Origin of the sequence: Acinetobacter sp. ABJ_C4_1, assembly GCF_044538495.1 — a bacterium.
Classification (GTDB): domain Bacteria; phylum Pseudomonadota; class Gammaproteobacteria; order Pseudomonadales; family Moraxellaceae; genus Acinetobacter; species Acinetobacter nosocomialis_A.
This window is the reverse complement of the sequence record NZ_JBIUCQ010000010.1, coordinates 103,079-129,144: the sequence shown is the minus strand read 5'-3', so window position 1 is coordinate 129,144 and position 26,066 is coordinate 103,079. Positions and strand designations below refer to the sequence as shown.

The window sequence follows — 26,066 nt, the reverse complement described above, 5'->3', positions numbered from 1 at the left end:
ATGACAAATATAGTGACTATGGATATTGCTTCGATTAAAAATTTCATCCAAAAAAATAAAGTAAGACATTTATCAAATAAAGTTCTACATACCCATCCCTCACCTAAAATGTGGAAAACAGATTTAAAGGAAGAAGAAAATAATTACTTTTTATTAAATACAGATGCTCAATATAAGTCTATAAATTTATATTTAGGCATTCCATATTGTATTCCTACTGATCCACCTCATTGTGGATTTTGTCTTTTCCCAACACAAGACTATAAAGGTAAGCGGGAAATGGACTTTTATCTGGATTTTTTAAGTAGGGAAGCCCACTTATATAAAGAATTTTATCAAGGAGCTAAGCTTGAAAGTTTGTATGTAGGAGGAGGTACACCTAATTTACTTCAGCCTAATGATTATATGAAACTGACTAAGGTTGTATCTTCTCTTTTTCCCGATGCTGGTATATCTAGCCCTATAGAAATGACATTAGAAGGTATCCCTCAACTTTTTAATGAAGATAAAATAAGAGCAATTAAAGATGCAGGTTTTAACCGTGTCAGTATGGGAGTACAACAGGTTAATGATGAGTTAATCGCTACAAGCGGTCGAAAACAAACGAGAAAGCAGGTTTTTGATGCAATTGAATTGTTCCATAAGTACTCTTTATCTTGTAACGTCGATTTGATCTATGGTTGGCCAAATCAAACGGTTGAGGCAATGCTAGGAGACTTGGAAAGTATTGTTCAATCAGGAATAAAACATATTACTCACTATGAGCTTAATATTGCTGGTCGTTCTGACTTTGCGACAAAACAAAAGCAAAATACGCCCTCTATTGAGAAGAAAATTGAAATGTATAACATTGCTAAACAGTTCTTAATAAGCAAAGGCTATAAACAAAAAACAGTATATGATTGGGAAAAAGAAGATAATAACCAATTAATTTCAGAGAAATATTTATATGAAGATAACCTTAGAGACTGCTTAGATGCCAATGGGCAAAGTAAAATGACCACAATGAGTGGATTGGGTTATGCAGCCGTTAATATGAGACTGCAACCTAACTCATCAAGCATTAAATCTGTTTCAGCAATGAATCATCGAAACCTAACTGAATACTACAATGCAATATCTTTAAATAAACTTCCTGTTGAACGTATGTTTGTTCATGATACTGAAGACGTAAAGTTAATTTGGATATTTCAAGCATTACAGGAAATGAAAATTAACACCAAAAAGTACGAGAAAATTTTTAATAGCGATATTAAACTCGATTATAAGCCTATTTGGGATGCATTAGCCGAAGAAGGTTGGGTAGAGCATAGTGATGAATATATTAAACTTATTAATGAAGGCGAGTTTTATACTCCACTTATTCAGGCATTATTAAGTCAACCTAGAATAAAATCTTTGCAACAGTAGAAAATAAATGTCAATTCATAAAGAGCTGCATATTTTAAAAACAGATGACCATGGCGAGTTTGCTTTATGGGAAGTGGCTAAAAGTGAGAATACCCCTATAAAAAAAGAAGCAATTTTCTTATCTCATGGTGCTTTTTCAGACAAGACTGTGTGTATGGGTATTGCAGATTACTTGGCAAATCATGGATATATCTGTTTTATTTTAGAATGGCGAGGGCACGGCACAAGCCCAAAAACAGATATTCCATTTAATTTTGAAACTGTTGCGTTATATGAATATAAGACTGCATTTCACTATATTTATCATCATTTTAATATCGCCTCTTTACACTGTGTAACCCATAGTGGCGGAGGTTTATGCTTAACAATGTTCTTGATTAATTATCCAGAATATTTAAAGAATATCCAAAGTATTACTTTTATAGCTTGCCAAGCATTTGGAGCAGTAAATAACTCTTTTGACTTTATTAAACTCTTTTCTGCAAAACTTGTTGTTAAAGGTCTAGGCCAGATACCAGCTAATAAATTTAAATTAGGACGAGTAAATGAAAGCTACTACACCATGCGGCCATGGTTTAACTGGAATTTAAAGCAAAATTTTATTAGTGAATTTAAAAATATTGATTATAAAAAACATATGAGCTCTATTAGAGTCCCAATATATTCTATTAGCGGAACTGGCGATAAATTTATTGCACCAGTTAAAGGGTGTTATAAATATTTAAAAGCTTTTGAAAATCAAGATAACGTATTTCGTGAATTTGGTTACTCTAATAATAACTTGGAAAATTATTCCCATAGCCGAATTGTTTTAAGCCAAAATGCTGCTAGGGAAGTCTGGCCAACTATATTGCAATGGATAGATAAGAACTCAAAAGAAGTTCTATAAAGACTATGAAAATAAATTATTCAGGTTGATAAATAAGAATCTTATTTTAAGATTTTTAAACAATGTACTCACAGTTAAAAATAATAAAAAGCATCCTAAAGAGGATGCTTTTTATCTAATTATTGATCTTTAATATTTTAAGCAAGTAAGTTTTCTAAAATTTGCTCATAAATATCAGTTAAAGGATCAAGATCGTGTACATCCACATGTTCATTAATTTGATGGATAGTTGCATTTAGAACACCGAGTTCTAAAACTTGTGCACCTGTTGGCGCAATGAAACGCCCATCAGATGTACCGCCACTAGTCGATAGCTCAGTTTCAGTGCCAGTTACATTTAGAATAGCAGTTTGAGCAGCATTAACTAATTCACCTACTGGAGTCAAAAATGGCAAACCAGATAAGTTCCAGTCAATTTCATATTGCAAACCATGCTTATCTAAAATTTCATGCACACGCTGTTTCAGCTGTTCAGCTGTAACTTCTGTTGAGTAACGGAAGTTAAAAGTAACTTCTAAAGTACCTGGAATGACGTTAGTTGCACCAGTACCTGAATGAATATTCGAAATTTGGAATGAGGTTGCAGGAAAATATTCATTTCCATTGTCCCAAACAGTTTGGCATAACTGTGCTAGGGCAGCCGAAGCTTCATGAATTGGATTGCGAGCTAAGTGAGGATATGCCACGTGACCTTGCTTACCATGAACATGTAGAACCCCATTTAAAGAACCACGACGGCCATTTTTAACAATATCACCTAATTTACTTGTACTTGATGGCTCACCGACCAAACACCATGTAATTTTTTCATTACGCTCTTCAAGTGTTTCAATAACTTTAACTGTACCGTTAACAGCAGGGCCTTCTTCATCTGAAGTAATTAAAAAAGCAATTGAGCCCTTATGATTTGGGTGCTTTGCTACAAATCGTTCAGATGCGACCACCATCGCTGCCAACGCAGTTTTCATATCAGCTGAACCACGACCATAGAGTTTGCCATCACGAATTTCTGGTGCAAATGGGTCTGAATTCCACGCTTCTAAACGGCCTGTCGGAACAACATCGGTATGTCCTGCAAAACAAAACACAGGCCCTTCAGTGCCGCGTCGAGCCCATAAATTATCGACATCTCCAAAGCGCATAGGCTCAATGTGAAAACCAGCTTTAGCTAAGCGGTTAGCCATAATCGTTTGGCAAGTATGATCAATAGGAGTAACAGAAGGCTGTTGTAAAAGTTCTAAACTAAGCGAGAGAGTGTCTGAGTGGTTCATACCGGAAACTACATGATGAGTAGGTGAAATATAGTCCGATATAATAGGCGAATCTCTGAAGGTTGGGTATTTAAAAATAAAAAAACCTTATCGTAGTGATAAGGTTTTTAAAGGTTCTGCATAACTTACATTTTATTTTCAGTTTTTTGTGCGGTGTTAGTTACAGCATCACCAGCTTTAGAGACATCTTTACCAAAACCCTTGAACGTATTACAGCCAGTTAATACAAATGCGATCATTACAGACGCGACTAAAACTTTTTTCATCATTTTCTCCGTTTAAATTTAATAATGAAGTAAATTTAGATTAAAAAACAAACGTAAAAAGAAACATGACTGTTTAATAGTAAAAACGTTATAAATTGTTTCTATAAGCTTATACCTACTTGTAAAGCGGCATTTTTTCGTCGCTGTCGAGTCCAGGACTTAAGAGAGGAGGATGTCTAAACATATAAAACTGAGTGTTCTCAGTGTTTCTATAATATAAGCCGTCAGTCCACCAATAAGCAGTGTTTGAACTTGCTTGTTTATTTGGACAAAGCCATTCATGTCTCTCTAGACGATAAAAATTAGAATTAGGAATTACTGTTCCCCAAAATCCGAGACGACGGGTTGAATTTACCCAGTCCGGAATCGATTGGTCTTGAGCTGAATTTAAGGGAAGGTAGAGCTGACCTTTTAGTACAGCAAAACGCTGTTGAACTTTAAAACCTAAAGCTTCTGAAAACTGAAACTGCTTATCGGTAAAGTGATAAAGCTTTTTACTCAAAGTATCTTCTCTGTTTAGGCCAATCCACTGTTCTAAATTTAATTGACCTTCACCCAAGTAATATTTTAGGGCAACTTCCCAATGTTCAACTTGTTGAGTTTCTTTATTTAAAACTAAAAAATCGAGTTCCCCTAAAGTTTTAGCTCCCTCGATTTTTTGAATACTATGACCTAATAACTGATAAGAATGATATTGATCTTCCTGTAACCAAAACCAAAGTAAATTTTCAAAACGTAAGCCTAAGCGTGTGCTTTTCAGCCGAGACATAAACTGAAGTAAAGGTTCTGGTGTTTCATCGAGTTGTTTTAAACGTGGTAAATAGTTCTGAAAATGTTGTTCCCAAATCTGATCAGGGTGTAATTGAAAGTTATGCTGAATAGCGAGACTTTGGGGAAGATGACAAAGTAAATTGGGACTAGCAATAGTAAATGCTAATTGCCTTACCATTGGATGGTTGAACTGTAGCCATGGCTCAAAATAGGATGTTTTAACTGAAGCAATATTCATACGTTTAGTACTCGAAATAATTCATCCCAATTTCATGGTCGATCAACAAAACAATACCAGAAAAACACTTTATACTACGATCAACAATAGCTTAAGGTTTATATATGCGAACATTGTTTTGGCGAACTCTGGTCGTGATTTTTATCACGCTTGGTATTATTGGAGCAATTTTACCAGGCATGCCGACAACAGTGTTTCTTATTCTGGCTGCTTGGGCTGCCTCAAAAGGATGGCCTCAGATGGATGCATGGCTATTAAATCATCCAAAATATGGACCAACTCTACGTGACTGGCGAGCCAATGGTACGGTACCACGTAAGGCAAAATGGATTGCAAGCATTATGATGACCGCAAGCGGTATTTTAATGTTGTTTACCTCTGCGCCATTTTGGGTGAAAGTTTTCACTGATACTACCATGCTCGTTGTTGCAATTTGGTTATGGCTACGCCCTGAGCCAAAATTAAAAGATTGATAATCTTTTAATTTTGGCTCAAGACAAGCAGTGAAACTGCGCGTAGATAAAAGAAGATTGATAATCTTTTAATTTTGGCGCAAGACAAGCAGTGAAACTGCGCGTAGATAAAAGAGCATTAATAATCTTTTACTTGCGATGTATGACAAGTTTCCCATTAATTTTTATTAAAGCTCAAAATAGAGTTGAGTTTATATAAGAGAAGAAATTCCATGTCCCAATTTAAACTTGAAAATGCAGATATTCTTATCGATTTAGCAAACCAAACTTTAAGCCTCCCTAAACATAATAAGTTTTACGTGGTTTCTACAGGTAAGAATGGAATAGGGGAACAAGAAAATACCGGAAAAACTCCACGTGGATGGCATCGTGTTGCCCAGAAATTTGGTATGCAGTCACCTAAAAATGCAGTTTTTATTGCACGTAAGCCAACAGGCGAAGTCTATAGCAGTGAACTCGCTACACAATTTCCAGAACGAGATTGGATATTGTCGCGCATTCTTTGGTTAGATGGTTTAGAAGAGGGCTTTAACAAAGGAGATGGGCACGACACTATGCAACGTTATATCTATATTCATGGCACACCCGATAAAGAACCGATGGGTGTTCCAATGTCACATGGATGTATTCGAATGCGTAATGATGAAATCATTGAATTGTTTGATTTAGTCCCTGAAGATGCTCTTGTTTATTTGTCTGAACAATCTTTAACCTAAATTATGATTTTAAACATTCTTGTTTTATTCGTCGAATGATCAAAATATTAAAATAAGTGCTTAAATAAAATACAAAAAATTGTTTTTTACTTAATAATGACTTATTTTTAATCATTCATTCGCATTTTTTTGAAAAGTTGTCGAAAAGCGTTTGACACCTGTTAAAGATTCTCTATAATGCACCTCACAAACGATGAAGACGTTAAGGGCGCTTAGCTCAGTTGGTAGAGCGTCTGCCTTACAAGCAGAATGTCGGCGGTTCGATCCCGTCAGCGCCCACCAAGCCTTTACGTTATGCTCTCAAGTGCAGCGGTAGTTCAGTTGGTTAGAATACCGGCCTGTCACGCCGGGGGTCGCGGGTTCGAGCCCCGTCCGCTGCGCCACTTAAGACTTAACATCGTTTACCCCACAATTGCGATATTGTGAAAGTGCAGCGGTAGTTCAGTTGGTTAGAATACCGGCCTGTCACGCCGGGGGTCGCGGGTTCGAGCCCCGTCCGCTGCGCCACTTTTATAAAACGCTTTTGCAGGGCGCTTAGCTCAGTTGGTAGAGCGTCTGCCTTACAAGCAGAATGTCGGCGGTTCGATCCCGTCAGCGCCCACCATAATTTGTGACCATACTTTATTTTTAAAGTATTGCAAGTGCAGCGGTAGTTCAGTTGGTTAGAATACCGGCCTGTCACGCCGGGGGTCGCGGGTTCGAGCCCCGTCCGCTGCGCCATTCTCTTGATTCCCTGATCTAGAGGATGTAATGTATAAAGACTTCGTTTGTTGTCTTTTTCAATCAGGGCGCTTAGCTCAGTTGGTAGAGCGTCTGCCTTACAAGCAGAATGTCGGCGGTTCGATCCCGTCAGCGCCCACCATAATTTTTTAAGTTTTAAAAAATATGCACTAATTTATTTAGTGTTTTTGGCGTTTTTGCTATTCCTATTTCTTATCTATCTATTTTATCTCTTCTATTGTTAGTCAAAACCTATCCTTTCTATGCTTAATTTTTTAAGTTCAGATTTTATTACTTTAAATTATGATTACTATCTGGTTTAACTAAAGCTGCCATACCGTAAAGCAATAGCAGCTTTCTAAACCAAGATTAATACTCGTTTAGAATCCAGCCACTCGCATACGCAAAGTATTCACGTAGCCAAGCGTTATAGCGTGTGACCAAAGGAGTTTCAGCAGCAACTGTATAAACCTGGGTATAGCCTTGTTTCTTTGCAATAGCTGCAGCTCGTGGGGTATGGAAGTCACTTGTAACAATCGCAATAGGTTGATCAATACTAATATGAGCTTGCTCAAGTAGTGGTTTGCTGTTTCTAAGGTTAAGTTCAGTACTTGTGCTTTTGTCTTCAAGAATCATTCGGTCTTTTGCTATATGAAAACGTTGTTCCAAGTAACGAGACATGACTAATGCTTCGGGTTCTTTCTCTGAAAAGTCTAAACCACCTGTTAAAACAACTTTCGCTTGAGGTTGTGAAAGGGCAACTGGGGCTGCTGTATCAAGGCGTTTTGCAAGAATGGCAGAAGGTTGACTATTTTCGACACCACTACCTAAAACAATAATTGCCTTCACAGCGGGAATATTTTGACCTGTATCTTTATTTTCTTTAATAAAATTAAAAAAATAGCCTAAGCCTATTAACCAGATCCAAAAACATAGCCATCCAAAACGCCAAACTGAATGCAGGCGATAGTGGTAAAAGAAAAAACGTTCCAGATGATAATAAAATAATGCATAGAGGCAAAAAAATGCCCCTAAGATTAAAGGAACAATTGTGCCTACATGAATTTTATTTAGAAAAGCTAGAAATAAGCCGTCCAAAAATAAAATCGAACCAATGATAGCTAAGAAAATCCGAATCCACTTACTGACTTGCATTGTGTTTAAAGTTGCAATTTAAATTGCAGACAGTGTATGCAAAATCATTACTAATTCAATGCTGATTGCAATAAAAAGCCGAGTAAAGCATTTTAGCTATTACTCGGCTTTATTATTTATTGAAATTTAATAAACATCACGGCGATAACGACCTTGTTGTCTTAGCTCATCGACTTGTTCTTCACCTAAAATATCAATAAGCGCTTGATCTACTCCGCTAGCCATTCCTTCAATACTTCCACAAACATAAAGAACTGCACCGCGCTCAATCCAGTTGACCAATTCCGCGGTACTTTCTCTTATTAGATCTTGAACATATATACGTTGTTCTTGATCACGTGAGAATGCCAAATCAAGTCGCTTTAACATTCCCATTGTTTGCCAAGCTTCTATGGTTGATGCATAGAAGAAATCATGAGCTCGTTGGCGTTCGCCAAAAATAAGCCAATTTTCAGTATAGTTCTGACGAGTTCGGGTATGAAGTAAACTCATTAAACCTGCGATTCCCGTTCCATTGCCGATACAGATAATTGGACGATTATCATCGATCAAGTGAAAAGATTCATTGGTACGAATACGTAATGCAATACTCTGATTAATTTCTGTGTATTGTGTCAGCCAGCCAGATCCTAACCCTAAATGACCAGATTCATCGGATTGTTGGCGAACAACCAAACGAAGCACTTGCTGAGAAGGGATGCTAGCAATTGAATATTCCCGCGTTGGTAGGGTAGGGAGCTGTTCTAATAAGTGGTCCAGATTGGCAAACGGTTCAATTTCACCCGTTAAATCTTTATTCCAAAGCGCCTTTTCAATAGAAATTTGTAGCGAATCTACTACTGCATTTCTAAGAATATGGTGGTGTTGTAAAAACTCATTAATACGTTCAGGACTATTACCTGGTTGTATTTCAGCAATATCTCCCGCTTGCCATACAGCTTCATGCTTGGCAGTAAGTTCAATATTGTAAGCAGGCTGTCCTAGACTATTTGGGTTGAGTAAATCACGTTGTTGTAATGTCCAAGTGTCAAATACTTTTTCAAGATTAACAGCATGCAAATCTAATTTAGTTGCTTTTACAAGAGCTTGATTCCAGTTTTGAATATGTGCTGGATTTGCATTATCGACTTCAATCGTATCAAAGTAGGCTTCAGCTCCATTGTTTTTAAGCCACGCATCTACAGTGTGGCCAAAACTACAATAAGTATCTGGATATTCTTTCGAGCCTAAAGCTAACACAGCATATCTGAGATGTTTGAGCTCTAATTGCGTTTTTAATAGCTTTTTAGCAAAACTAGAAGCTAAATCTGGTGCCTCTCCAGTACCATAAGTACTGATCACAAAAAGAATTTGTTCATGCTGTTGTAAATCTGCTTCAGTTAACTGTTGTATAGATTTAACCTGAACAGGTTGATGGGCTTCTTGTAAGCTAGTTGCTGTACTCCATGCGAGTTGCTCTGCAACTCCTGTCTGGGTGGCATAAGTAATTAACCAAGGTTTAGCATTTTGATCGATGTAGTGACCAGCTAAAGACTGGCGAGCAGCTTGTGTTAGTTTTTTCTGTTTGCGGCGTTTTAGATAAAGCATCCATCCGGTAACAAAGAATAAAGGCATTGCTAAAGACGCAAGCATTGCTACAAATTGATAAACTGGTCCAAAGAAGCTACCACGGTGTACGGGTAACATGCTGCTCATGATTTTTTGATTTAGCTTTTTATCTTCATAAAGCTCCATCTTTTCAATATGGGCAGTTTTATAGTTATAGACAGCTTGGTTACGCGCACGTTCATGTTGTGGTGTTGCATCAACAAAAGTTAATTCTACTTTTCCATCATCTTTTTTCGGTAAATTTACTGTTAAAGTTGAATAGTCACGTCCGATTTTATTGTTAAAACCGCTCCAAGTCTGGTTGAGGGCAGTAATTAGCTGAGTGCTATCTAATTTAGCTTCAGAAGATTTGTCTTTATTACGTCCAGCTCCGCCATGTCCCTGCATTTTAGGTTGTTCTACACCTAATACTTTGAACATACCACTACGCCACCAGTCATATGACCAGTATAAACCTGTACAAGCAAAAAGAAGATAAAAAACAATAACCCATGTGCCTACAACAGCGTGTAAATCCCAAATAAAATTTCGACCTTTGAGTTTGGGTTTAACAGCAAGCCATTGACGTGCAGAGTGTTTCTTTGGCCAACGTAAATATAATCCGCTCAAGACAAAATAAATGAGCATGAGAGCACAAGCACCAGTAATTTGTTTACCGAACTCTCCAGCAGTTAAGTTACGGTGAATTTGTTGTATTAATAAAAGTAACTCGCGGCCTTTAACATCAGGCAATACCTGTGCTGTATAAGGGTTAACCATCATATTGTAGCCACGTCGTTCGCCTTCTTTTTCAATATTTACAACAGATGAGGCGGTAGGATCTTTGGCTAGGGTAATGCTATTAATTTTAATTTCAGGCTGGGTTGTTGTGAAATGCTGATAAAGCTGAGCTGGGGTAAGCTTGGGTGAGCTTTCTGCCTGTACAACATAACTATCTGTATTTACCCATTTTAAAATTTGTTGATCATAAGAATAAATTGCGCCTGTAACACCCATAATTGATAAGATGAGGCCAGCACTAATACCCATAAACCAATGAATTTGAAATAAAAACTTTTTAAACATGGTCGAAAAATGTGAATATGATGGAGATCTTGTAACGGAGTATAGCCGAAGATTGAGTAGATAGTATGGATTTTGGAGATAATATTAATTTTCATTATCATTTATTTTTAGCATAATAAAAAACCTCCTGTAAAGGAGGCTTTTTAATGAGGTGAACTTATAAAGTTTTTGGTTCACCTACAGTTTCTTTCAAATGCTGACGAATTGTATTGAAAGAAAAGTTTTTAGAGTCCATGCGTTTAGGCAAGATATATGCGCCTTGCTGTTCTTGGCCCTTAGGATCTTTTACTTTAAAGTTAACTAAAATAAAGTCAGGGGTGTTGTACCATTCATAGATGTTTTTCCATCCAATAGTTCCAACGCCTTCTTGTAAGCCCATTTGCTGGCGCATTACGATACCGTGAGGTTGTACACCTAAGCGAATGCCTTTAATTTCCTGTACAGGAAACTCATTCATCTTACGCTTCACGTACCATTCTAAACCATATGTGCGGCCAAGGTAATAAAGCACTACACCAACAATGGCAACCCAGCAAATCACTGTAGAGTAGTTCTTAATAAAAATAAGACCTAAAATCGCAAGGGCTAAAATTACGCCCATAATTGCCCAGATTTTTGTGCTGATTTTATTGGTGCTGCGCCAGATAAGAAGCTGTGCATTACGTTGTTCAGCTTCTGTTACCTCGTAAGGAACAGGCTGAAGCGTATAAGCATATAAAGTTTTCGCGGTCATAGTGCAAATAACAAATTGTAAACTGTTTTAAGTTTAGCATTAATTGGCATAAGTCAGGAAAGGATATTATGCCAATTTCATACTAAATTCCGAGTCAATTTTATAATGAAGCAAGTTCGCTGGCATCATTATCAAGATCATGACTTAGACGTTGTTTCAACATACTAAATCGGTTTAAAACACTCAGCATCAGTGATAACTGCTGTAAAATAATGAGTGATTTCTGGTCATCTTCATCATTTTGGCTTAGACGCTGACGTATCGTTTTTAGCATATTTTGTGCTGTCAAATCAGGCATTTCATCTCTTAATAACGCACCTTGTATGTCGTCTAACGCTTGATCTAGAACTTTAAGAACCGCTTGATCTTGAATCTTTTCCCGATGTGCTCCAAGTGCTGCGATATAACTTAAAAATGTATGATTGAGACATAGAAATTCAAATATATCTGACTTACGGGTAGGGTCAAAATCTGGCTCAGTGGCTAAAGTGGAAATTAGTGAAGCGACCTCAGCATCGGTATTATGGGCGGCACGGCGAACAATACGATAATTGAGCGCATGGTTATGTCCTTCATGGTATTGCTTTACCACTTCCGCTAAATAATTACATTGTGCTTGTAAGGAACGTCGAATACTGCGCGGTAGGCGGCGGAACTTCCAGTCAGGCCAAATAAAGGTGACACCAAACCATGCTAAAGCGCATCCAATTAATGTATCAACAAATCTAGGAATAGCCGCAGCGACTGCCGAGCCATCTAAGTTGAAGTTAATTAATGCCAAAATTGTAATGAAAGCGGTTGCTTGGGCATATTGCTTACTGCGTAACTCGAAAAATAGTACGCCGCTTAAGATCAGCATCACTAATTGCCCTTCCACAGAGGGGACTAGAAACACCACACTAAGACCGACAATAATGCCGACCAGTGTACCAACTATACGTAAACGTAAACGACGTTTGGTCGCGTTAAAGTTAGGTTGGCTAACAAATAGTGCGGTCAGCATAATCCAGTAGCCATATTCGATTCGAGTGGTTTGAATAAATACATATCCAATAAACAGAACAATCGATACTCGAATGGCATGACGAAACAGCACAGATTCAGGTGTTAGATTTTGTTTAATTCGAATAACAATATCATTCCAACCCTTTAAATCATCATCTTTGAGTTGGTTTTCAGCCTGTTTCACTTTATCAGACTGAATGTGCTGTTCCGTTTCTAAGTTGAGTAATTGTGAGTCAATAGACTTTAAATTTCGGTATAAAGCAAAAAGTGCATTTACCCACAATAAGTCATACTGTTGATCATTTCTTAGTTTTACTAAAGATAAGCGCAAGTTCTCAAAACTCTGCTTAAAACGTTTGTTATGGATATATGGTTTGCGCTGTAAAATGCATTCATTTAGCTCTTGGCAAGCTTTACCCTGAATCGCCAAAATACGCTGAAATCTAAATAAAATATCACTGTGCTGGAAAATTTTGGCTAACTTTTGATAGTCAATATGGGCAGAGTCTGCACGTTCATGAATATCTTGTGCAACAAAGTAATAATGTAAGCTACGGCGAGTACCTTTTTGTCCACGGTCTCCTTTTAAACGGGTTAAAAGGGCGGTTTTAAGATCATTAAAAATTGTTATTAATTTGCCATTTTCTAATGAAAGATCAATCATGCTTTGCTGATAGCTCGCAGGAGTCATATCAACATCAAACAGGTTGGATTTAGCAAATAGAAAGTCGCCTAGTGAAGCATAAGACGCGGCAAGTTTGTCTTGAAGCTGACGAACCGGAAATAATAAAAAGCTAATGGTTGCAATAAGCCCGTACCATGCTGCACCCGCGACCAAAAGCGCTGGCTGTATATACCACTGGTCAAATAAATGGACTCCGAGCATGGTATAAACCGAAACAACTAGACATCCATAAGAGATTGTTGCGTAACGGCGGCCTAATGACCCTAGTAAAATCCAACCAATACAAGAGGCGATTAGTCCTAGCGCAAAAAGCATTGGATAAGGGAAAAGTAATTGTACGGAAGCTGCGGTAATGAAGAAACCAATATAGGTGTAAATCAAATTCATGATACGCACTGAAAAGCGATCATCAATATCACTTAAACCAGCTGCGACCACACCTAATGTGAGAGGAATAGTTGCTAGTTGATGGCCTAGAAAATAAGGCACGAATGCAGTTCCTGAAAAGGCGATCAGCATCCGCACGTTATACATAAATGATGTGTTATAAGTCGCTCTTTTTAGGCGTTTAAACCAAGATTTCAAATGAAGTCCTTGCTGATCAACCTGAGTGATAAAGGATTTGCGTATTTCTACACCAATGTTGCACAAATCATACGATAGACAGTGTAAGCTTGTCTGTATGCAAATGATTGAAAAATGAAATATCGTTATGTCTGAACAAACAGCCCAGCGTCAATATTCAATTGGCTGGATTATGTTGCTCGCTTTACTCACGGCTTTAGGGCCATTATCCATTGATATGTACTTACCAGCGTTGCCTCAAATGGCCCATGATTTTGGGGTGAGTACGCAAATGGTGGCAAACACATTACCTGCTTATTTTTTTGGTTTAGCCATTGGTCAATTGGTATATGGGCCTTTAAGCGACCGTATTGGAAGAAAGAAACCACTTTATTTTGGGCTTGCGTTGTATGCAGTTGCAAGCTTGTTTTGCGTGCTCGCTACAAATGAATGGAGCCTGATAGCAGCCCGTATTCTGCAGGCTTTAGGTGGGTGTGTGGGTGTCGTTATGGCTCGTGCTGCTATACGTGATCGGTTAGATGTTCAAGGTTCGGCACAAGCTTTTTCTAGCATGATGATCGTGATGGGTTTAGCACCTATTTTGGCACCAATGATTGGGGCTTGGATTTTAATCTGGTTTCCGTGGCAAGCGATTTTTATTGCACTTTCAATTGTTGGAGCAATCTGCTGGTTATGCGTACATTTCTTTTTTAAAGAAACTTTGGCAATTGATAAAAGGCTCAAGTTATCTTTATATCAAGTGGTTACCTTATATGGTGCTATTTTCAAAGATGCGAGCTTCCGGTTACCTATGTTCGCAGGGTGTTTAACTGGTGCTGCATTATTCTGCTATATCAGTTCAGCTCCAGCTGTTTTTATGGACCAGTATGGCCTAAATCAGCAAGAGTTTGCTTACGTATTTGGACTGAATGCTTTTGGCATTATGTTGATGTCATCTTTAAACAAGCACTTAACAACACGTGTTGAAATCACTAAACGTTTAAGAGCTGGTTCAATGGTACAAGTGACGGGGGCAAGCATTGTATTAATTGCTGGTTTAATTCCTGCGGCACCTTTATGGTTTGTAATGATCGGGTTATTTTTAGCGATTTCAGGGATTGGTTTAACAGGACCAAATGCCATGGCCCTTGCCATGTCAAAGCAAGGCGCACGAGCAGGAACAGCCAGTGCAATCATGGGAAGCATGCAATTTGCTTGTGGTTTGCTGGGGGGAGTGCTGCTTAACTTTCTAGTTTGGTCTGCATCACTCAATATGGGAGTGATGATGGTACTATTTACTTTAAGTGGTTTCATCCTTGTTTTAAAAGCAGCACAACAGGCAAAAAGTAAACCTCTCTCATAATTTTAAGAGAGGGGTTTTCAGAAATTCTTAATTTAGAAAGACAGCGAAATTCTCTACAGGTTCTCTAGGTGTAATAAATGTATTTACAATGTGTGCAGGATCGGCATGGCCTAATGCAACTGCACATACCAGCTCTTCATCATCTGCTGCGCCCAAAATATCTAGAACTATTGGGTGGAAATGATTCCAAGCTGCCTGTGGACATGTATCTAAACCACGTGCTTTAGCAGCGACCATGACATTTTGAATCATCATGGCGATATCCATTTTTGAACCAATTCCCATTGCTTTATTGACTGTAAAGAAAATCCCGACTGGTGCATCAAACAGTTTGAAATTACGTAACTGCTGTGCAGCCATTTTTTCTTTTTCACCCTTTTTAATCTCTAGTAGACCATAAAGTCCCCAACCATTTTCGCGGCGACGGTCAATAAAGGGTGAAACCCATTTTTCAGGGTAATAGGCAAAGGTTTCTTTATATTGTTCCGCAAGTTCTGGATTTTTAGAAATCTCAACTTGTGCTGCACAAACGCGCTCTACCATTTCATCACGTTTTTGCCCTGTCACTACATAGACTTTCCATGGTTGAGTATTGGTTCCAGAAGGTGCTCGACTTGCGACTTTTAAGATGTCTTTAATGACTTTGGACTCAATTGGAGTATTTAAAAAAGCACGAACAGAGTGTCGAGAGGTAATGGCTTCGTCAACAAGGCGGACTTGTTCCAGATTCATAAGTACTCCTGATCTTTTCTTTTAATATTGACTGCTTTATAGAAGTCTAATTTCATATGTTGAAACTGATGCATTTATAAGCAAAAAATATTAGAAAAGAGATATCCTTACATGTATGATGAGTCGATTCGTTTAGACATAATGTCTAATCAATGATAATTCGAATATGCCACTTTCTATTCTAATAGACAAAATAGTGTGACTTCGTCAGTTATAAAAATAAAAGTATAACAGTGGATGAGCGAAAAATATTCAACTAGAAAAAAGGTATAATATGTTTAAAAACAGTACAAAACGGATGATTTTGTATAAAATTCGACCAATTTTTATATAAAATTTTAATGAAAAACATACACAAAAGTTTAAATTTCTGCATAATACCGATTTTTTACGCAAGTATGATTTCTCCATACTCACGTTAGGAAAAAGTAGTAGCTGCATAATAAAATACTTTTACAAAAAGGATTTTATGCAGAAGTGGAGAAATACACGAGGTATAAGGAGCTTTACATGAGTTTACCGCTCATCAACAAGCAGTTCATGAAACAAGGATTGGCGATTACCATTGCAACCATGAAAATGAACTTAACTCACGCAACGACTAAGCCACAAAAAATACAACAGCTTGGTACACATCTCAATGCACTCTTCTTTCATTGCAAAGAAAGGGGCTCAGATAGTCGCGTCATAGCGATCGCTTGTTACAGTCTTTGAAATTTATATGCAGTTTAGACATTCGCTCAAAAGTATATGTAAATATGCTTATTGGCTTAAATCCAGATTTTTTGTAACTCGATTAATTGATGGGAATCATTAAGCGAGCTGATTTAGCGGTGGTCATTTGTTAGTTTCCAAGTTTGTAGCCGAGTCGATGCATACTGTTCACCCAAATGGGGTTATGTTCAGTGATGCGATGAATTCATTTTATTTGAAGGATGCTTTCTCTCATGCGACCTTCAAAGGATTAGTGCTGGGCACCATGTTGCTTAAACTTGTGACGATAATTGCTAATCAATTGACATTAAAAGTTTTTTCTTAAATGTACTGAAAAAGTCCCTATTGCTAGGGGCTTTTTTGTTTATTGCAGTATTTTGGCTTGTGCTAATAGCACATTAGCAAGAACGTAAGCGGACCGAGTATGAATGAACAACTCAATGCGACATTGATGTCGTGGGTAAAATTTTTTAATGACCCTTTATGGGATTTCCTAGTTATTTTCTTGCTGGCTGTCGGTATTTTTTATACGGTCTTAACAGGTGCAGTGCAAATTCGCATGTTCTTGCAAAGTATTCGTGTCATGAAAAGCAGTCGTACAGAAGGCGAAGATGAGCATGGCCTTACACCTTTCCAAGCATTTGTAACAGGTCTTGCGAGCCGTGTTGGGGTAGGTAACATTGCTGGTGTAGCAATCGCTATCGCAATTGGTGGTCCTGGTGCAGTGTTCTGGATGTGGGTAACAGCTGTTCTTGGTATGAGCTCGGCTTTTATTGAGTCTACACTTGCTCAGCTATTTAAAGTTCGAGACAGCAAGAGCAAACAATTCCGTGGTGGACCGGCTTACTATATTACTCAAGGTTTACGTAGTAAAACCTTTGGTGTGGTTTTCGCACTAGCATTAATCTTTACTTACGGTTTTGTATTTAACTCAGTACAAATCAATGCGATTGCTAATGCATCTTCGCATGCATGGGGTTGGGACAAAGCCAATCTTATTGCTCATTTAGGTGGCGTTGATTTAGAAATCTCTTGGGTTGGTCTTGCGCTTGTCGTTATGGTTGCGTTGGCAATTTTTGGTGGTATTAAACGTATCGCTAAATTTGCAGAAATGTTCGTACCTTTAAAAGCAGGTCTTTACCTATCTGTTGCGTTATATATTGCATTAAGCAACTATGCGATTTTACCTGATGTGTTAAAACTTATTGTAACTGAAGCTTTCCATTTCAATGCTGCAGCAGGTGGTTTCTTTGGTGCTGCCGTATCAATGGCAATGATGCAAGGTATTAAACGTGGTTTGTTCTCAAACGAAGCAGGTATGGGGTCTGCACCAAACGCAGCTGCTGCGTCTGATGTAAAACATCCTGTAAACCAAGGTTTAGTACAAATGCTTGGTGTATTCGTAGATACATTTATTGTATGTACAAGTACGGCAATCATTATTTTAGTTTCTGGTGTATACCAAGACGCAGGCTTTGTTGGTGTTGAATTAACTCAACGTGCATTAGAGACTCAAGTTGGACACTGGGGATCTGACTTCCTAGCAGTTCTATTATTCTTGTTCTGTTATTCTGCTGTATTAGGTAACTATGCTTATGCAGAAAGTAACGTACAGTTCATTAATAACAACCCGAAAGTTATGTTCATCTTCCGTATTTTTGTATTGGTGATGGTGTACTTCGGTGCAATTGGTAGTGTGCCACTCGTTTGGTCAATGGCTGACTTGTTTATGGGTATCATGGCGACTATTAACTTAATCGCAATTTTACTTTTAACGCCTGTAGCTCGTACTTTGTTGAAAGACTACCGTGAGCAATTAAAACAAGGTATTAAAGAACCAGAATTTAAAATTAATAAATATCCAGAGTTGAAGAAAAAAGTCGATTCAGATATTTGGTAATTTTCAAAAAAGCCCCTTAGCAATAAGGGGCTTTTTTTATGATGCATAAAAACACTTGAGTATAAAATTTAAACATGACAAATTAAATAAATTCACTACAGCTTTTCACAAAACGAGCAACTAAAATTGCAATTCGAAAATTAACGTCATAGTGCAAAGATGGGCCATGAAACAGCTTAAATTGTGGGTTCTCGGACTTTCTATGGTGTTGGCAGGATGCCAGACCACCTCACACTTGTCTGCCTTAAAACCGCAAACGGCAGAGGCATACTCACGTTTTGTTGATCAGCCTTTTGCCCAGCTCAAGAAACAACATAAAAAACCAGTTGTTGCGTTGGTGTTAGGTAGTGGTGGCGCCCGAGGTTATGCACATATCGGCGTGATTGAAGTTTTAGAGCAGCATGGTATTCGTCCGGATTTTATTGTTGGAACTAGTGCAGGCAGTATTGTTGGGGCAATTTATGCGAGTGGAAAAACACCTGATGAACTGCGCGATACCGCCTTGAAAATGAAAGCGGCCGATGTTCGTGACATTAGTATCGGTTTAAAAGGTTTTTTTGATGGCAAAAAAGTTGAAGACTATGTAAACCAACAAGTAAATAACTTGCCGCTCGAAAAAATGAAAATACCGATGTATGTGGTTGCAACAGAGCTCAAGCATGGCACAAAAACTGTATTTAACTATGGCAATACTGGGCAAGCTGTTAGAGCATCTGCTTCAATTCCAAGTATGTTTATACCCACTAAAATTGGTAAATCTGAATATGTAGATGGCGGTTTAGTGAGTCCGGTACCTGTTGAAGTAGCTCGTGACTTAGGTGCTGATGTTATTATTGCAGTGGATATTTTGGCTCAACCGATTTATACGGAAACCTCGAATGTATGGGGGCTCTTTAACCAGAATATTAATATTATGCAAGGGCGTTTAGCTGCTGAAGAACTTCAATATGCAGATGTCGTGATTCAACCAGATTTAAGAGAAAAAGCCCATATTTTTGATGTGAAAGGCCGTGAAGCAACGATGAGAGCCGGTATAGATGCAGCAAATGCAAAACTGTCTGATATTCAGTTTGCGATTGATGAAAAAATAGCTGAACAGAATCTTTCTACCGATGGTTTAAGTGCCCAGTCAAAATAAATTATAAGCAAGTATATGAAAATTAAATAAAAGCCCGAGAAGGGCTTTTCTGTTGAAAAATAAAAGATTTGTATGTACTGACAAAAATTTTTGTATAGTGGAGCTATGCTGAAAACTACTCATGACAGATATGAGAAATTCATGCTATTTTCAAAAAAATAATTGATTTGTAACATATTGAGGCCGATTAATTAGATGATTCAGCAACAGGTAAAACATGAGTTTCCAACATTAGAAGATATACATGCCGCTGCAGAGCGTTTAGATGGTTTAGTGGTTAAAACACCTTTTGTTTTTTCAGAAACCATTTCTAAAACCCTAGGGGCAGAAATGTGGCTGAAATTTGAAAATCTACAATTTACGGCTTCTTTTAAAGAAAGAGGCGCATTGAATAAACTTTTGAGTTTATCTGAACAAGAAAAGCAACATGGTGTAATCGCTGCTTCAGCGGGTAACCATGCACAAGGGGTTGCTTATCATGCTCAGCGCACAGGCGTAACAGCCACTATTGTCATGCCTAAATCGACTCCTAATGTGAAGGTACAACGAGTACGTGAATACGGCGCACGCGTTATTTTGCATGGACAAGACTTTTCTGAAGCTGCTGCTGAAATGCACCGTGTTGCTCAAGAAGAATCATTAACCATTATTCATCCTTTTGACGATGCTGAAATTATTGCTGGTCAAGGTACTATCGCGCTTGAAATGCTAGGTGCCGTACCTGACTTGGACATATTGGTAGTACCTATTGGTGGTGGTGGTCTCATTTCCGGTATTGCGATTGCAGCAAAATCGATAAATCCTAAAATTAAGGTCATCGGGGTTCAATCGGTGGTTTACCCAAGCATGGCGAAATTGCTTTGTAACTATCAAATTGCGGTTTCATTGGGCTCAACAGTAGCTGAAGGTATTGCGGTTAAAACTCCGGGTGAGCTGACGACTCAAGTCGCTAAAGAATATGTTGATGACATTGTTGTTGTCACTGAAGACATGATTGAAGAAGCGATTGCGCTGTTACTTAACATTGAGAAAACAGTGTGCGAAGGAGCAGGGGCGACAGGTATCGCTGCAATTATGTCTCGACCAGATCTATTTTTAGGTCATAAAGTCGGGGTTGTTTTATCTGGGGGTAATATTGATACACGAGTGATGGTTTCCGTATTGCAGCGTCATTTAACGCGTACAGGACGTATGGTTCGTATTCGTGTTGAATTACCAGATAATCCAGGTGCCTTAGCGCGTTTAACCGCGATTATTGCAGAGCAAGGCGGTAATATTTATGAACTGCGCCATGAACGCTTTGCAGCAACAAGCCGTGCTAAAGAAAGTGCGGTCAGTGTTGATGTCGAGTTAAAAAGTGCTCCAGATCTTGAACCTTTAATTCAGGCTATGCAGCTCGAAGGCTATATTGTTCGTAAAGAAGAGATTTAAACACAGATATCGCTATGATATAAAAGCCGTATATGGCTCTTAAGGGAGTCATATACAAAGCAATTTAAATGGATTAAATTGCAAAAAGGATGAATTTACAAAAAAACGATCAAATCCTTCAATGAAATGGGAAAAACTGACAATTCTCTAAACTTTGCCCTTCACAATTTTAAGGTTTAGGTTTTAGTATTCTCTTCATTGCAAATTTGAAGAAATATAGGGATAACAACACTCAATGTTCAAATCGTTTTTTCCGTCACCACGATATTTTTTTATATCGGCGGTTATTTGGATCGCACTAAATATGGTGCTCTGGTACACAGGTGGAAACACTTGGGGAACTTTTATCGGCTTTGCTCAAGGCTATCATCAAGCTCAATTACCTGTTGGTGTTAGCCGTTTTTGGTCTCCAACTTTCTTATGGTTTTATGTCTGGTTTTTAGTCTCTACAGCATTGTTTGCTGGTTTTTGGAAAATTGTTTCCAATAATCCTTGGCAAAGATGGTCCATTTGGGGTTCTGCTTTTATTCTATTTAACATCTGGTTTGGTGTTCAGGTCAGTGTTGCCATTAATGCATGGTATGTACCGTTTTGGGACTTAATTCAAAAAATGCTTTCTGATGGAGGTGGAGATCTCTCTGCACTATACAGTGAAACTCTAGTTTTTCTTTATATTGCAATGGTCGCTGTAACCTTAGCTGTTATTAATGCTTTTTTTACAAGTCACTATGTATTTCGTTGGCGTACGGCAATGAATGAATACTATACGGAACATTGGGAAAAGCTTCGCCATATTGAAGGTGCTTCGCAGCGTGTACAAGAAGACACCATGCGTTTCGCGACTATTATGGAAGACTTAGGTGTTGAACTGGTAAAAGCTGTGATGATTTTAATTGCATTTTTACCTATTTTATTTCAGCTCTCTAAACACGTTCCTGTTTTACCAATTGTTGGTGAATTAGAACATTCTCTAGTATGGGCTGCAATTGTATGGGCTGCTTTCGGTACCATTTTATTAATGGTGGTTGGTATTAAATTACCTGGTCTACAATTTAACAATCAAAAAGTAGAAGCAGCTTATCGTAAAGAATTGGTTTATGGTGAAGATCATATCGACCGTGCAAAACCAGCTACTTTAAAAGAGCTTTTCAGTCGAGTCCGTACAAACTATTTCCGTCTCTATTTTCATTATGCTTACTTTAACTTGGTAGCAACTTGGTATAAGCAATTAGACATTTTATATAGTCTAGTGGTCTTATTCCCTGCAATTGCGAGCGGGAAGATGACGTTAGGCTTAATTAACCAAATTGGTGGTGTATTTGATAAGGTTCGTGAATCATTCCAATATTTAATTAGTTCATGGAAAACCATTATTGAGTTACTTTCGATTTACAAGCGTTTAAAAGCTTTTGAATCGATATTGCATAAATAAATGAAAACCCGCGAAAGCGGGTTTTTTTATAGGTACAAATATTTAATGAGTTGCATTATAAAAATTAAGAATAGGACCAACTAATGATTGCTGAGATTTATCTAAGGTGACTTGAATCTCTTTGTAGTTGAACGTGTCCTCATCATAATATTTGGCAATACCATGCGTTTTATTGTTCACTTGTGGAATTTGATAACTAAAAAAAGCCACTTTTTTTGAGGGATGAACGATGTTAATGAGTTTTTTTGGGTCTTTGAATCCGCCAAAATCATCTTCAACACTTTCTTTTAACAGTTCAGGAAAATAAAGCGTTGCATTTGGTAATCCACACCCAACGCAAAAAGAAGAGTCATAAAGCTCTATCGCTTGTTTTTGATCTGGACTCATTGCTAAAGCAAAACCAGTTCCATTCGCACCTGCATTTGCTTCTACATCTTGCCAGTTACGTGGAACCAGTACTAATCCTATTTCAGGTAATGCGAGAAGCTTGAGTTGCTTAGCATGTTGAGTATCGAGTTTAAAATTAAAATTGCAGCTTTTAGGTGTGCATTTTTCAAAATCTTTAAGTAAACCATCCTCCATTGGGTTTTGTGCAGTAACGCCATAAAAAGGGACTGTAACGCCGTTTAAAAAATTTGCTTCTCCAAGCTTGTAGAACTGATTATCTGCTTTGCGGGTTGCATCAGAGCTATCAAACTTTGGAAAAAGAGGAGTAAAGCTTTTTACTTCTGCATAAGCAGTTGAAGTGAGACTTACCAATGCCGTGCATAATAAAAAATTTAATTTTTTCATTTTTAGAAAGTAATCAATTTAAAATCTTATATAAATCTAACATATTCTTTTAAACTATAAGGTAGTTCAAAATTGAAAACTGTTTTTAATTTCATAATAAAAACAGATTTATAGAGATATGGAAAAATGAAAAATATACTTTCAATTTGCTGTTTAGCAGCAATAAGTTCTTATAGTTTTGCTCAAGATATTAAAGGCATTTCATTTTCTCATCAAGAGTGGGAAATCTATTGTAGTAATACGGGTACTTGTAAGGCTGCTGGCTATCAAAATGAAGACAATGGTGATAATCCAGCTTCAATTTTAATAACGCGTAAAGCAGGGCCAAAACAACCTGTGCAAGTTGAGTTTGCTTTGTCTGACTATGAACAAAGCATGCCTGCAAATCAGCTTAAAAATATCCATTTTTATATCAATGGCAAAGACTTAGGGCTTGTGGCTGTAGATGGTACTGAGCTGCCAATTATGGGTAAATTAACTAGTTCACAAGCCAATGCTGTACTGCAGCAGTCTAAACAGAAAACTGAAATTGTATTTAAAAATGCGCAACATGAATGGAAAATTTCTGATGCTGGTATGACTGCTGTGTTATTAAAAATGGATGATTTTCAGAAGCGTATTGGGACCGTTGGTGCTTTAGTCAAAAAGGGCAGTGCCAATGAAAATCAAGTGCTGATGCCTGAACCAAAACTAGTTGTAAAACGTATTAAAACGGCAACTAAACCTTACTTAACTTTACAGCCAAAAAATAAACAGTACCAAACAATATACCGTAGCCTGATGGCAGCTAAACCGAATCCGAAAGAAGACGGCTTTTGTGAAGGCGTTTATGGCGGTAATAGTGATGGAGCTGAACCACAAGAAATTGACCTATATAAATTAACCAATCAAAAAGTTCTGGCGACTACATTGTGTTGGAGAGGGGCTTATAACGAAGGGTATGGAGCTTGGGTACTCGATGAGTCTTTAAATGGTAAGGCAACGTTTGTGACCGAGTCCGCTTCAGATTTCGATAGCGGTATGATCAGCAGTTCTCAAAAGGGACGAGGTATTGGAGATTGTTGGGCAAGTGAAGAATGGGTCTGGGATGGCAAGAGTTTTGTGCATACTAAGGATATGTGGACGGGTATGTGCAAAGGCTTGGCCGCAGGTGGGGTGTGGGAGCTTGATCGTATTGAATCAGTCGTAAAGTAAGTATTTTACAGTTACAGAGTCATAACAGGTAACTTTGGTGACTCTGTGATAAAAAGAACAGATTGTTTATTGGAGCTAGACCTATGTCACGTCATCTTTACGCTATTGCTCGCCATAAGTTTTCACATCTGAGTCGTTCAATATGTGTGGCGGCGGCTGTACTAGGCACAACACAAATTGCAATGGCGGGTCCAACGGTCGATCAGCTCAGTGATTGTCTTGTTAAAGCGACAACAGCTTCAGATAAAACTACAGTGCTTCAGTGGACATTTACGGCTTTAGCAGCTCATCCCGATCTAAAAGCATTTAGTAATGTAACGCCTGAGCAAAAAGATCAGTTAGATCAAAAACTGGCTCAGGTTTTACAACGGGTGATTGTGGAGCAATGTTCTACCCAAACTAAAGCTGTGATTAAGGCAGAAGGCGTGAAGGCAGTTGGTGAAGCTTTCCAACAGTTAGGTCAAAGTGCTGGTGAAGATATTGTTAAAGACCCAGCCGTTAAACAGCAGTTGCAGGGCACACTGCGCTATATTGACCTAAACAAATTGGTGACAACGTTTTTAACACCAGAAATTTGGAATAAGCTGGGAATTACAAGATAAAAAATCTAGTTTTCTACCTTAGTAATAAAACCTGCTATTAAATAGCAGGTTTTATTTTAATTGGGATGAATAGATCTATTTAGATAGTAATTTTAGCACCTAAAACTTTCACAAACTGTGCTAACCAAGCTGGATGTGCAGGCCAAGCTGGTGCAGTTACTAAATGTCCATCTGTAACAGCATCAGTTACAGCTAGGTCTGCGTATTGACCACCTGCGAGTTTTACTTCGACAGCACATGCTGGATAAGCTGAGCAGAGGCGGCCTTTTAAAATGTCTGCTGCAGCGAGTAACTGAGCACCGTGACATACAGCTGCAATTGGTTTTTTAACTCTATCGAATTCACGTACAATTTCGACAACACGTTCATTCATGCGTAAATACTCTGGTGCACGACCACCCGGAATAACTAGACCTACATAGTCTTCGGTATTAACGGCATTAAAATCATAGTTAATCGCGAAGTTGTGGCCACGTTTTTCGCTATAAGTTTGCTCGCCTTCAAAATCATGAATCGCAGTTGCAATATGATCGCCATTCTTTTTATTTGGGCAAACAGCATGCACGGTATAACCTAAACCAGTTAAGAACTGAAAAGGAACCATAGTTTCATAATCTTCGGCATAGTCACCGACCAACATTAAAATCTTTTTAGACATGATTTATCCCTCTTCTTTAAATATAAGTTATCTAAATTCTTAATTTAAATTAGCACAATGAAAGTATGTTTTTTAGCAAAAAGTGCATTCTTTCGTCGAAGGGTGCTTCGTAAGAGATATAAAAAAGCCTCGATTGATCGGAAAATTATCATTTAAGTAATAAAATCAAATGATTAATTTTTATTTGGGTGTGACGGCATGAGGACAGTTGGGCACTTTCTAACAGTTAGACCAAAGTGTTGGTGAAAAGATTGCTAAAGATCCAGCAGTTATAAGAGCGTATTACGTTATATTAACTGAAAGAAATTAGTGATTACATTTTTAACATCAGAGTTTTAGAATCAGTTGGGAGTGCTGATAGAGCAATAGTCTTCACTTTTATTTAATTAAAACTTATGATTTATTTTAAATTGGTATTTTGAAGTCTGTTTAAATATTGAGCATACACAAGAGAGTATTTTAAAAGTTAAAAGTAGATTTGTTTTTTGTTTTTTATGAAAAATTTAAAAAAATTAAATTTGTTAATGTTTCTAATAATTTG

Annotated in this window: 23 protein-coding genes and 6 tRNA genes; 19 read left to right on the top strand and 10 right to left on the bottom strand. The window is 37.8% G+C overall.

The window, feature by feature from the left end; all coding sequences use genetic code 11:
• Positions 1-18: 18 nt before the first annotated feature.
• Entirely contained in the window at positions 19-1,410 is a 1,392-nt protein-coding gene (locus ACIF8R_RS13160; protein WP_396481201.1) for a coproporphyrinogen-III oxidase family protein, read from the top strand.
• A gap of 7 nt (positions 1,411-1,417) precedes the next feature.
• Positions 1,418-2,299: an alpha/beta fold hydrolase gene (locus ACIF8R_RS13155; protein ID WP_396481197.1), complete on the top strand. Its 882-nt coding sequence runs from the start codon at positions 1,418-1,420 to the stop codon at positions 2,297-2,299.
• Between the two features lie 137 nt (positions 2,300-2,436).
• Here ACIF8R_RS13155 and dapE read toward each other — a convergent pair whose 3' ends face one another.
• The 3 genes from dapE to ACIF8R_RS13140 all read right to left on the bottom strand — a co-directional run bounded on the left by dapE (position 2,437) and on the right by ACIF8R_RS13140 (position 4,845).
• Complete coding sequence (gene dapE / locus ACIF8R_RS13150; RefSeq protein ID WP_396481195.1) at positions 2,437-3,570, bottom strand: succinyl-diaminopimelate desuccinylase; 1,134 nt, start codon at positions 3,568-3,570, stop codon at positions 2,437-2,439.
• Between the two features lie 125 nt (positions 3,571-3,695).
• Positions 3,696-3,839: an entericidin A/B family lipoprotein gene (locus ACIF8R_RS13145; RefSeq protein ID WP_396481193.1), complete on the bottom strand. Its 144-nt coding sequence runs from the start codon at positions 3,837-3,839 to the stop codon at positions 3,696-3,698.
• Positions 3,840-3,951: 112 nt separating this feature from the next.
• Positions 3,952-4,845, bottom strand: coding sequence for a DUF1853 family protein (locus tag ACIF8R_RS13140; protein ID WP_396481191.1), 894 nt, complete (start codon positions 4,843-4,845; stop codon positions 3,952-3,954).
• A 104-nt stretch (positions 4,846-4,949) separates the two neighbouring features.
• On the opposite strand from ACIF8R_RS13140, the gene ACIF8R_RS13135 reads away from it, so the two are divergent.
• The 8 genes from ACIF8R_RS13135 to ACIF8R_RS13100 all read left to right on the top strand — a co-directional run bounded on the left by ACIF8R_RS13135 (position 4,950) and on the right by ACIF8R_RS13100 (position 6,896).
• Complete coding sequence (locus tag ACIF8R_RS13135) at positions 4,950-5,318, top strand: YbaN family protein (protein WP_002051275.1); 369 nt, start codon at positions 4,950-4,952, stop codon at positions 5,316-5,318.
• A 212-nt stretch (positions 5,319-5,530) separates the two neighbouring features.
• Positions 5,531-6,034 (top strand): cell wall-recycling L,D-carboxypeptidase ElsL, encoded by a 504-nt coding sequence (gene elsL / locus ACIF8R_RS13130; RefSeq protein ID WP_396481189.1) that lies wholly within the window; start codon positions 5,531-5,533, stop codon positions 6,032-6,034.
• Positions 6,035-6,240: 206 nt separating this feature from the next.
• Positions 6,241-6,316: transfer RNA gene (locus ACIF8R_RS13125), tRNA-Val, on the top strand.
• A 24-nt stretch (positions 6,317-6,340) separates the two neighbouring features.
• Positions 6,341-6,417, top strand: a tRNA-Asp gene (locus ACIF8R_RS13120).
• Positions 6,418-6,464: 47 nt separating this feature from the next.
• Positions 6,465-6,541: transfer RNA gene (locus ACIF8R_RS13115), tRNA-Asp, on the top strand.
• 21 nt (positions 6,542-6,562) lie between these two features.
• Positions 6,563-6,638: transfer RNA gene (locus ACIF8R_RS13110), tRNA-Val, on the top strand.
• A 39-nt stretch (positions 6,639-6,677) separates the two neighbouring features.
• Positions 6,678-6,754: transfer RNA gene (locus ACIF8R_RS13105), tRNA-Asp, on the top strand.
• Between the two features lie 66 nt (positions 6,755-6,820).
• A tRNA-Val gene (locus ACIF8R_RS13100) sits at positions 6,821-6,896 on the top strand.
• Positions 6,897-7,123: 227 nt separating this feature from the next.
• Here the strand turns inward: ACIF8R_RS13100 and ACIF8R_RS13095 are convergent.
• The 4 genes from ACIF8R_RS13095 to yccS all read right to left on the bottom strand — a co-directional run bounded on the left by ACIF8R_RS13095 (position 7,124) and on the right by yccS (position 13,590).
• A complete protein-coding gene (locus tag ACIF8R_RS13095; protein WP_396481187.1) occupies positions 7,124-7,909 on the bottom strand; it encodes a YdcF family protein in 786 nt (261 codons plus the stop codon).
• Positions 7,910-8,035: 126 nt separating this feature from the next.
• On the bottom strand, positions 8,036-10,582 hold the full coding sequence (locus ACIF8R_RS13090) for a PepSY domain-containing protein (RefSeq protein WP_396481185.1): 2,547 nt from the start codon (positions 10,580-10,582) through the stop codon (positions 8,036-8,038).
• Positions 10,583-10,739: 157 nt separating this feature from the next.
• Positions 10,740-11,315, bottom strand: coding sequence for a hypothetical protein (locus tag ACIF8R_RS13085; RefSeq protein ID WP_348898208.1), 576 nt, complete (start codon positions 11,313-11,315; stop codon positions 10,740-10,742).
• 100 nt (positions 11,316-11,415) lie between these two features.
• A complete protein-coding gene (gene yccS, locus ACIF8R_RS13080; RefSeq protein ID WP_396481183.1) occupies positions 11,416-13,590 on the bottom strand; it encodes a YccS family putative transporter in 2,175 nt (724 codons plus the stop codon).
• Positions 13,591-13,717: 127 nt separating this feature from the next.
• Here yccS and ACIF8R_RS13075 point away from each other — a divergent pair, with 127 nt between their 5' ends.
• Positions 13,718-14,932, top strand: a complete 1,215-nt coding sequence (locus ACIF8R_RS13075; protein ID WP_396481181.1) for a multidrug effflux MFS transporter — start codon at positions 13,718-13,720, stop codon at positions 14,930-14,932.
• A gap of 27 nt (positions 14,933-14,959) precedes the next feature.
• On the opposite strand, the gene ACIF8R_RS13070 is transcribed toward ACIF8R_RS13075, so the two are convergent.
• A complete protein-coding gene (locus ACIF8R_RS13070; protein WP_396481179.1) occupies positions 14,960-15,664 on the bottom strand; it encodes a nitroreductase in 705 nt (234 codons plus the stop codon).
• Between the two features lie 510 nt (positions 15,665-16,174).
• On the opposite strand from ACIF8R_RS13070, the gene ACIF8R_RS13065 reads away from it, so the two are divergent.
• The 6 genes from ACIF8R_RS13065 (at position 16,175) to sbmA (ending at position 22,279) form a co-directional block, all read left to right on the top strand.
• Positions 16,175-16,378, top strand: coding sequence for a hypothetical protein (locus ACIF8R_RS13065; protein ID WP_263614502.1), 204 nt, complete (start codon positions 16,175-16,177; stop codon positions 16,376-16,378).
• 184 nt (positions 16,379-16,562) lie between these two features.
• Positions 16,563-16,703 (top strand): hypothetical protein, encoded by a 141-nt coding sequence (locus ACIF8R_RS13060; protein ID WP_263614921.1) that lies wholly within the window; start codon positions 16,563-16,565, stop codon positions 16,701-16,703.
• A gap of 99 nt (positions 16,704-16,802) precedes the next feature.
• On the top strand, positions 16,803-18,278 hold the full coding sequence (locus ACIF8R_RS13055; protein WP_263614501.1) for a sodium:alanine symporter family protein: 1,476 nt from the start codon (positions 16,803-16,805) through the stop codon (positions 18,276-18,278).
• A gap of 166 nt (positions 18,279-18,444) precedes the next feature.
• Entirely contained in the window at positions 18,445-19,416 is a 972-nt protein-coding gene (locus ACIF8R_RS13050; protein WP_311070031.1) for a patatin-like phospholipase family protein, read from the top strand.
• 195 nt (positions 19,417-19,611) lie between these two features.
• Positions 19,612-20,847 (top strand): threonine ammonia-lyase, encoded by a 1,236-nt coding sequence (locus ACIF8R_RS13045; protein ID WP_087606030.1) that lies wholly within the window; start codon positions 19,612-19,614, stop codon positions 20,845-20,847.
• 235 nt (positions 20,848-21,082) lie between these two features.
• The gene (sbmA, locus tag ACIF8R_RS13040; protein WP_191107470.1) at positions 21,083-22,279 is read left to right on the top strand and encodes a peptide antibiotic transporter SbmA; all 1,197 of its coding nucleotides are present in this window, start codon (positions 21,083-21,085) and stop codon (positions 22,277-22,279) included.
• Between the two features lie 42 nt (positions 22,280-22,321).
• Here the strand turns inward: sbmA and ACIF8R_RS13035 are convergent, their stop codons facing one another.
• Positions 22,322-23,071, bottom strand: coding sequence for a DUF4850 domain-containing protein (locus ACIF8R_RS13035; protein ID WP_396481176.1), 750 nt, complete (start codon positions 23,069-23,071; stop codon positions 22,322-22,324).
• Positions 23,072-23,197: 126 nt separating this feature from the next.
• Between ACIF8R_RS13035 and ACIF8R_RS13030 the strand changes: the two genes are divergently transcribed.
• A complete protein-coding gene (locus ACIF8R_RS13030; RefSeq protein WP_263614496.1) occupies positions 23,198-24,265 on the top strand; it encodes a DUF1176 domain-containing protein in 1,068 nt (355 codons plus the stop codon).
• An 83-nt stretch (positions 24,266-24,348) separates the two neighbouring features.
• Positions 24,349-24,867, top strand: coding sequence for a hypothetical protein (locus ACIF8R_RS13025; protein ID WP_004705802.1), 519 nt, complete (start codon positions 24,349-24,351; stop codon positions 24,865-24,867).
• A gap of 79 nt (positions 24,868-24,946) precedes the next feature.
• Here the strand turns inward: ACIF8R_RS13025 and ACIF8R_RS13020 are convergent, their stop codons facing one another.
• Positions 24,947-25,525: a DJ-1/PfpI family protein gene (locus ACIF8R_RS13020; RefSeq protein WP_396481174.1), complete on the bottom strand. Its 579-nt coding sequence runs from the start codon at positions 25,523-25,525 to the stop codon at positions 24,947-24,949.
• Between the last annotated feature and the right edge of the window lie 541 nt (positions 25,526-26,066).

Coding starts and splice junctions, on each gene's coding strand:
- ACIF8R_RS13160 (WP_396481201.1), top strand. CDS start 19: ATGGATATTGCTTCGATTAAAAATTTCATCCAAAAAAATAAAGTAAGA.
- ACIF8R_RS13155 (WP_396481197.1), top strand. CDS start 1,418: ATGTCAATTCATAAAGAGCTGCATATTTTAAAAACAGATGACCATGGC.
- dapE (WP_396481195.1), bottom strand. CDS start 3,570: ATGAACCACTCAGACACTCTCTCGCTTAGTTTAGAACTTTTACAACAG.
- ACIF8R_RS13145 (WP_396481193.1), bottom strand. CDS start 3,839: ATGATGAAAAAAGTTTTAGTCGCGTCTGTAATGATCGCATTTGTATTA.
- ACIF8R_RS13140 (WP_396481191.1), bottom strand. CDS start 4,845: ATGAATATTGCTTCAGTTAAAACATCCTATTTTGAGCCATGGCTACAG.
- ACIF8R_RS13135 (WP_002051275.1), top strand. CDS start 4,950: ATGCGAACATTGTTTTGGCGAACTCTGGTCGTGATTTTTATCACGCTT.
- elsL (WP_396481189.1), top strand. CDS start 5,531: ATGTCCCAATTTAAACTTGAAAATGCAGATATTCTTATCGATTTAGCA.
- ACIF8R_RS13095 (WP_396481187.1), bottom strand. CDS start 7,909: ATGCAAGTCAGTAAGTGGATTCGGATTTTCTTAGCTATCATTGGTTCG.
- ACIF8R_RS13090 (WP_396481185.1), bottom strand. CDS start 10,582: ATGTTTAAAAAGTTTTTATTTCAAATTCATTGGTTTATGGGTATTAGT.
- ACIF8R_RS13085 (WP_348898208.1), bottom strand. CDS start 11,315: ATGACCGCGAAAACTTTATATGCTTATACGCTTCAGCCTGTTCCTTAC.
- ACIF8R_RS13075 (WP_396481181.1), top strand. CDS start 13,718: ATGTCTGAACAAACAGCCCAGCGTCAATATTCAATTGGCTGGATTATG.
- ACIF8R_RS13070 (WP_396481179.1), bottom strand. CDS start 15,664: ATGAATCTGGAACAAGTCCGCCTTGTTGACGAAGCCATTACCTCTCGA.
- ACIF8R_RS13065 (WP_263614502.1), top strand. CDS start 16,175: ATGAGTTTACCGCTCATCAACAAGCAGTTCATGAAACAAGGATTGGCG.
- ACIF8R_RS13060 (WP_263614921.1), top strand. CDS start 16,563: ATGTTCAGTGATGCGATGAATTCATTTTATTTGAAGGATGCTTTCTCT.
- ACIF8R_RS13055 (WP_263614501.1), top strand. CDS start 16,803: ATGAATGAACAACTCAATGCGACATTGATGTCGTGGGTAAAATTTTTT.
- ACIF8R_RS13050 (WP_311070031.1), top strand. CDS start 18,445: ATGAAACAGCTTAAATTGTGGGTTCTCGGACTTTCTATGGTGTTGGCA.
- ACIF8R_RS13045 (WP_087606030.1), top strand. CDS start 19,612: ATGATTCAGCAACAGGTAAAACATGAGTTTCCAACATTAGAAGATATA.
- sbmA (WP_191107470.1), top strand. CDS start 21,083: ATGTTCAAATCGTTTTTTCCGTCACCACGATATTTTTTTATATCGGCG.
- ACIF8R_RS13035 (WP_396481176.1), bottom strand. CDS start 23,071: ATGAAAAAATTAAATTTTTTATTATGCACGGCATTGGTAAGTCTCACT.
- ACIF8R_RS13030 (WP_263614496.1), top strand. CDS start 23,198: ATGAAAAATATACTTTCAATTTGCTGTTTAGCAGCAATAAGTTCTTAT.
- ACIF8R_RS13025 (WP_004705802.1), top strand. CDS start 24,349: ATGTCACGTCATCTTTACGCTATTGCTCGCCATAAGTTTTCACATCTG.
- ACIF8R_RS13020 (WP_396481174.1), bottom strand. CDS start 25,525: ATGTCTAAAAAGATTTTAATGTTGGTCGGTGACTATGCCGAAGATTAT.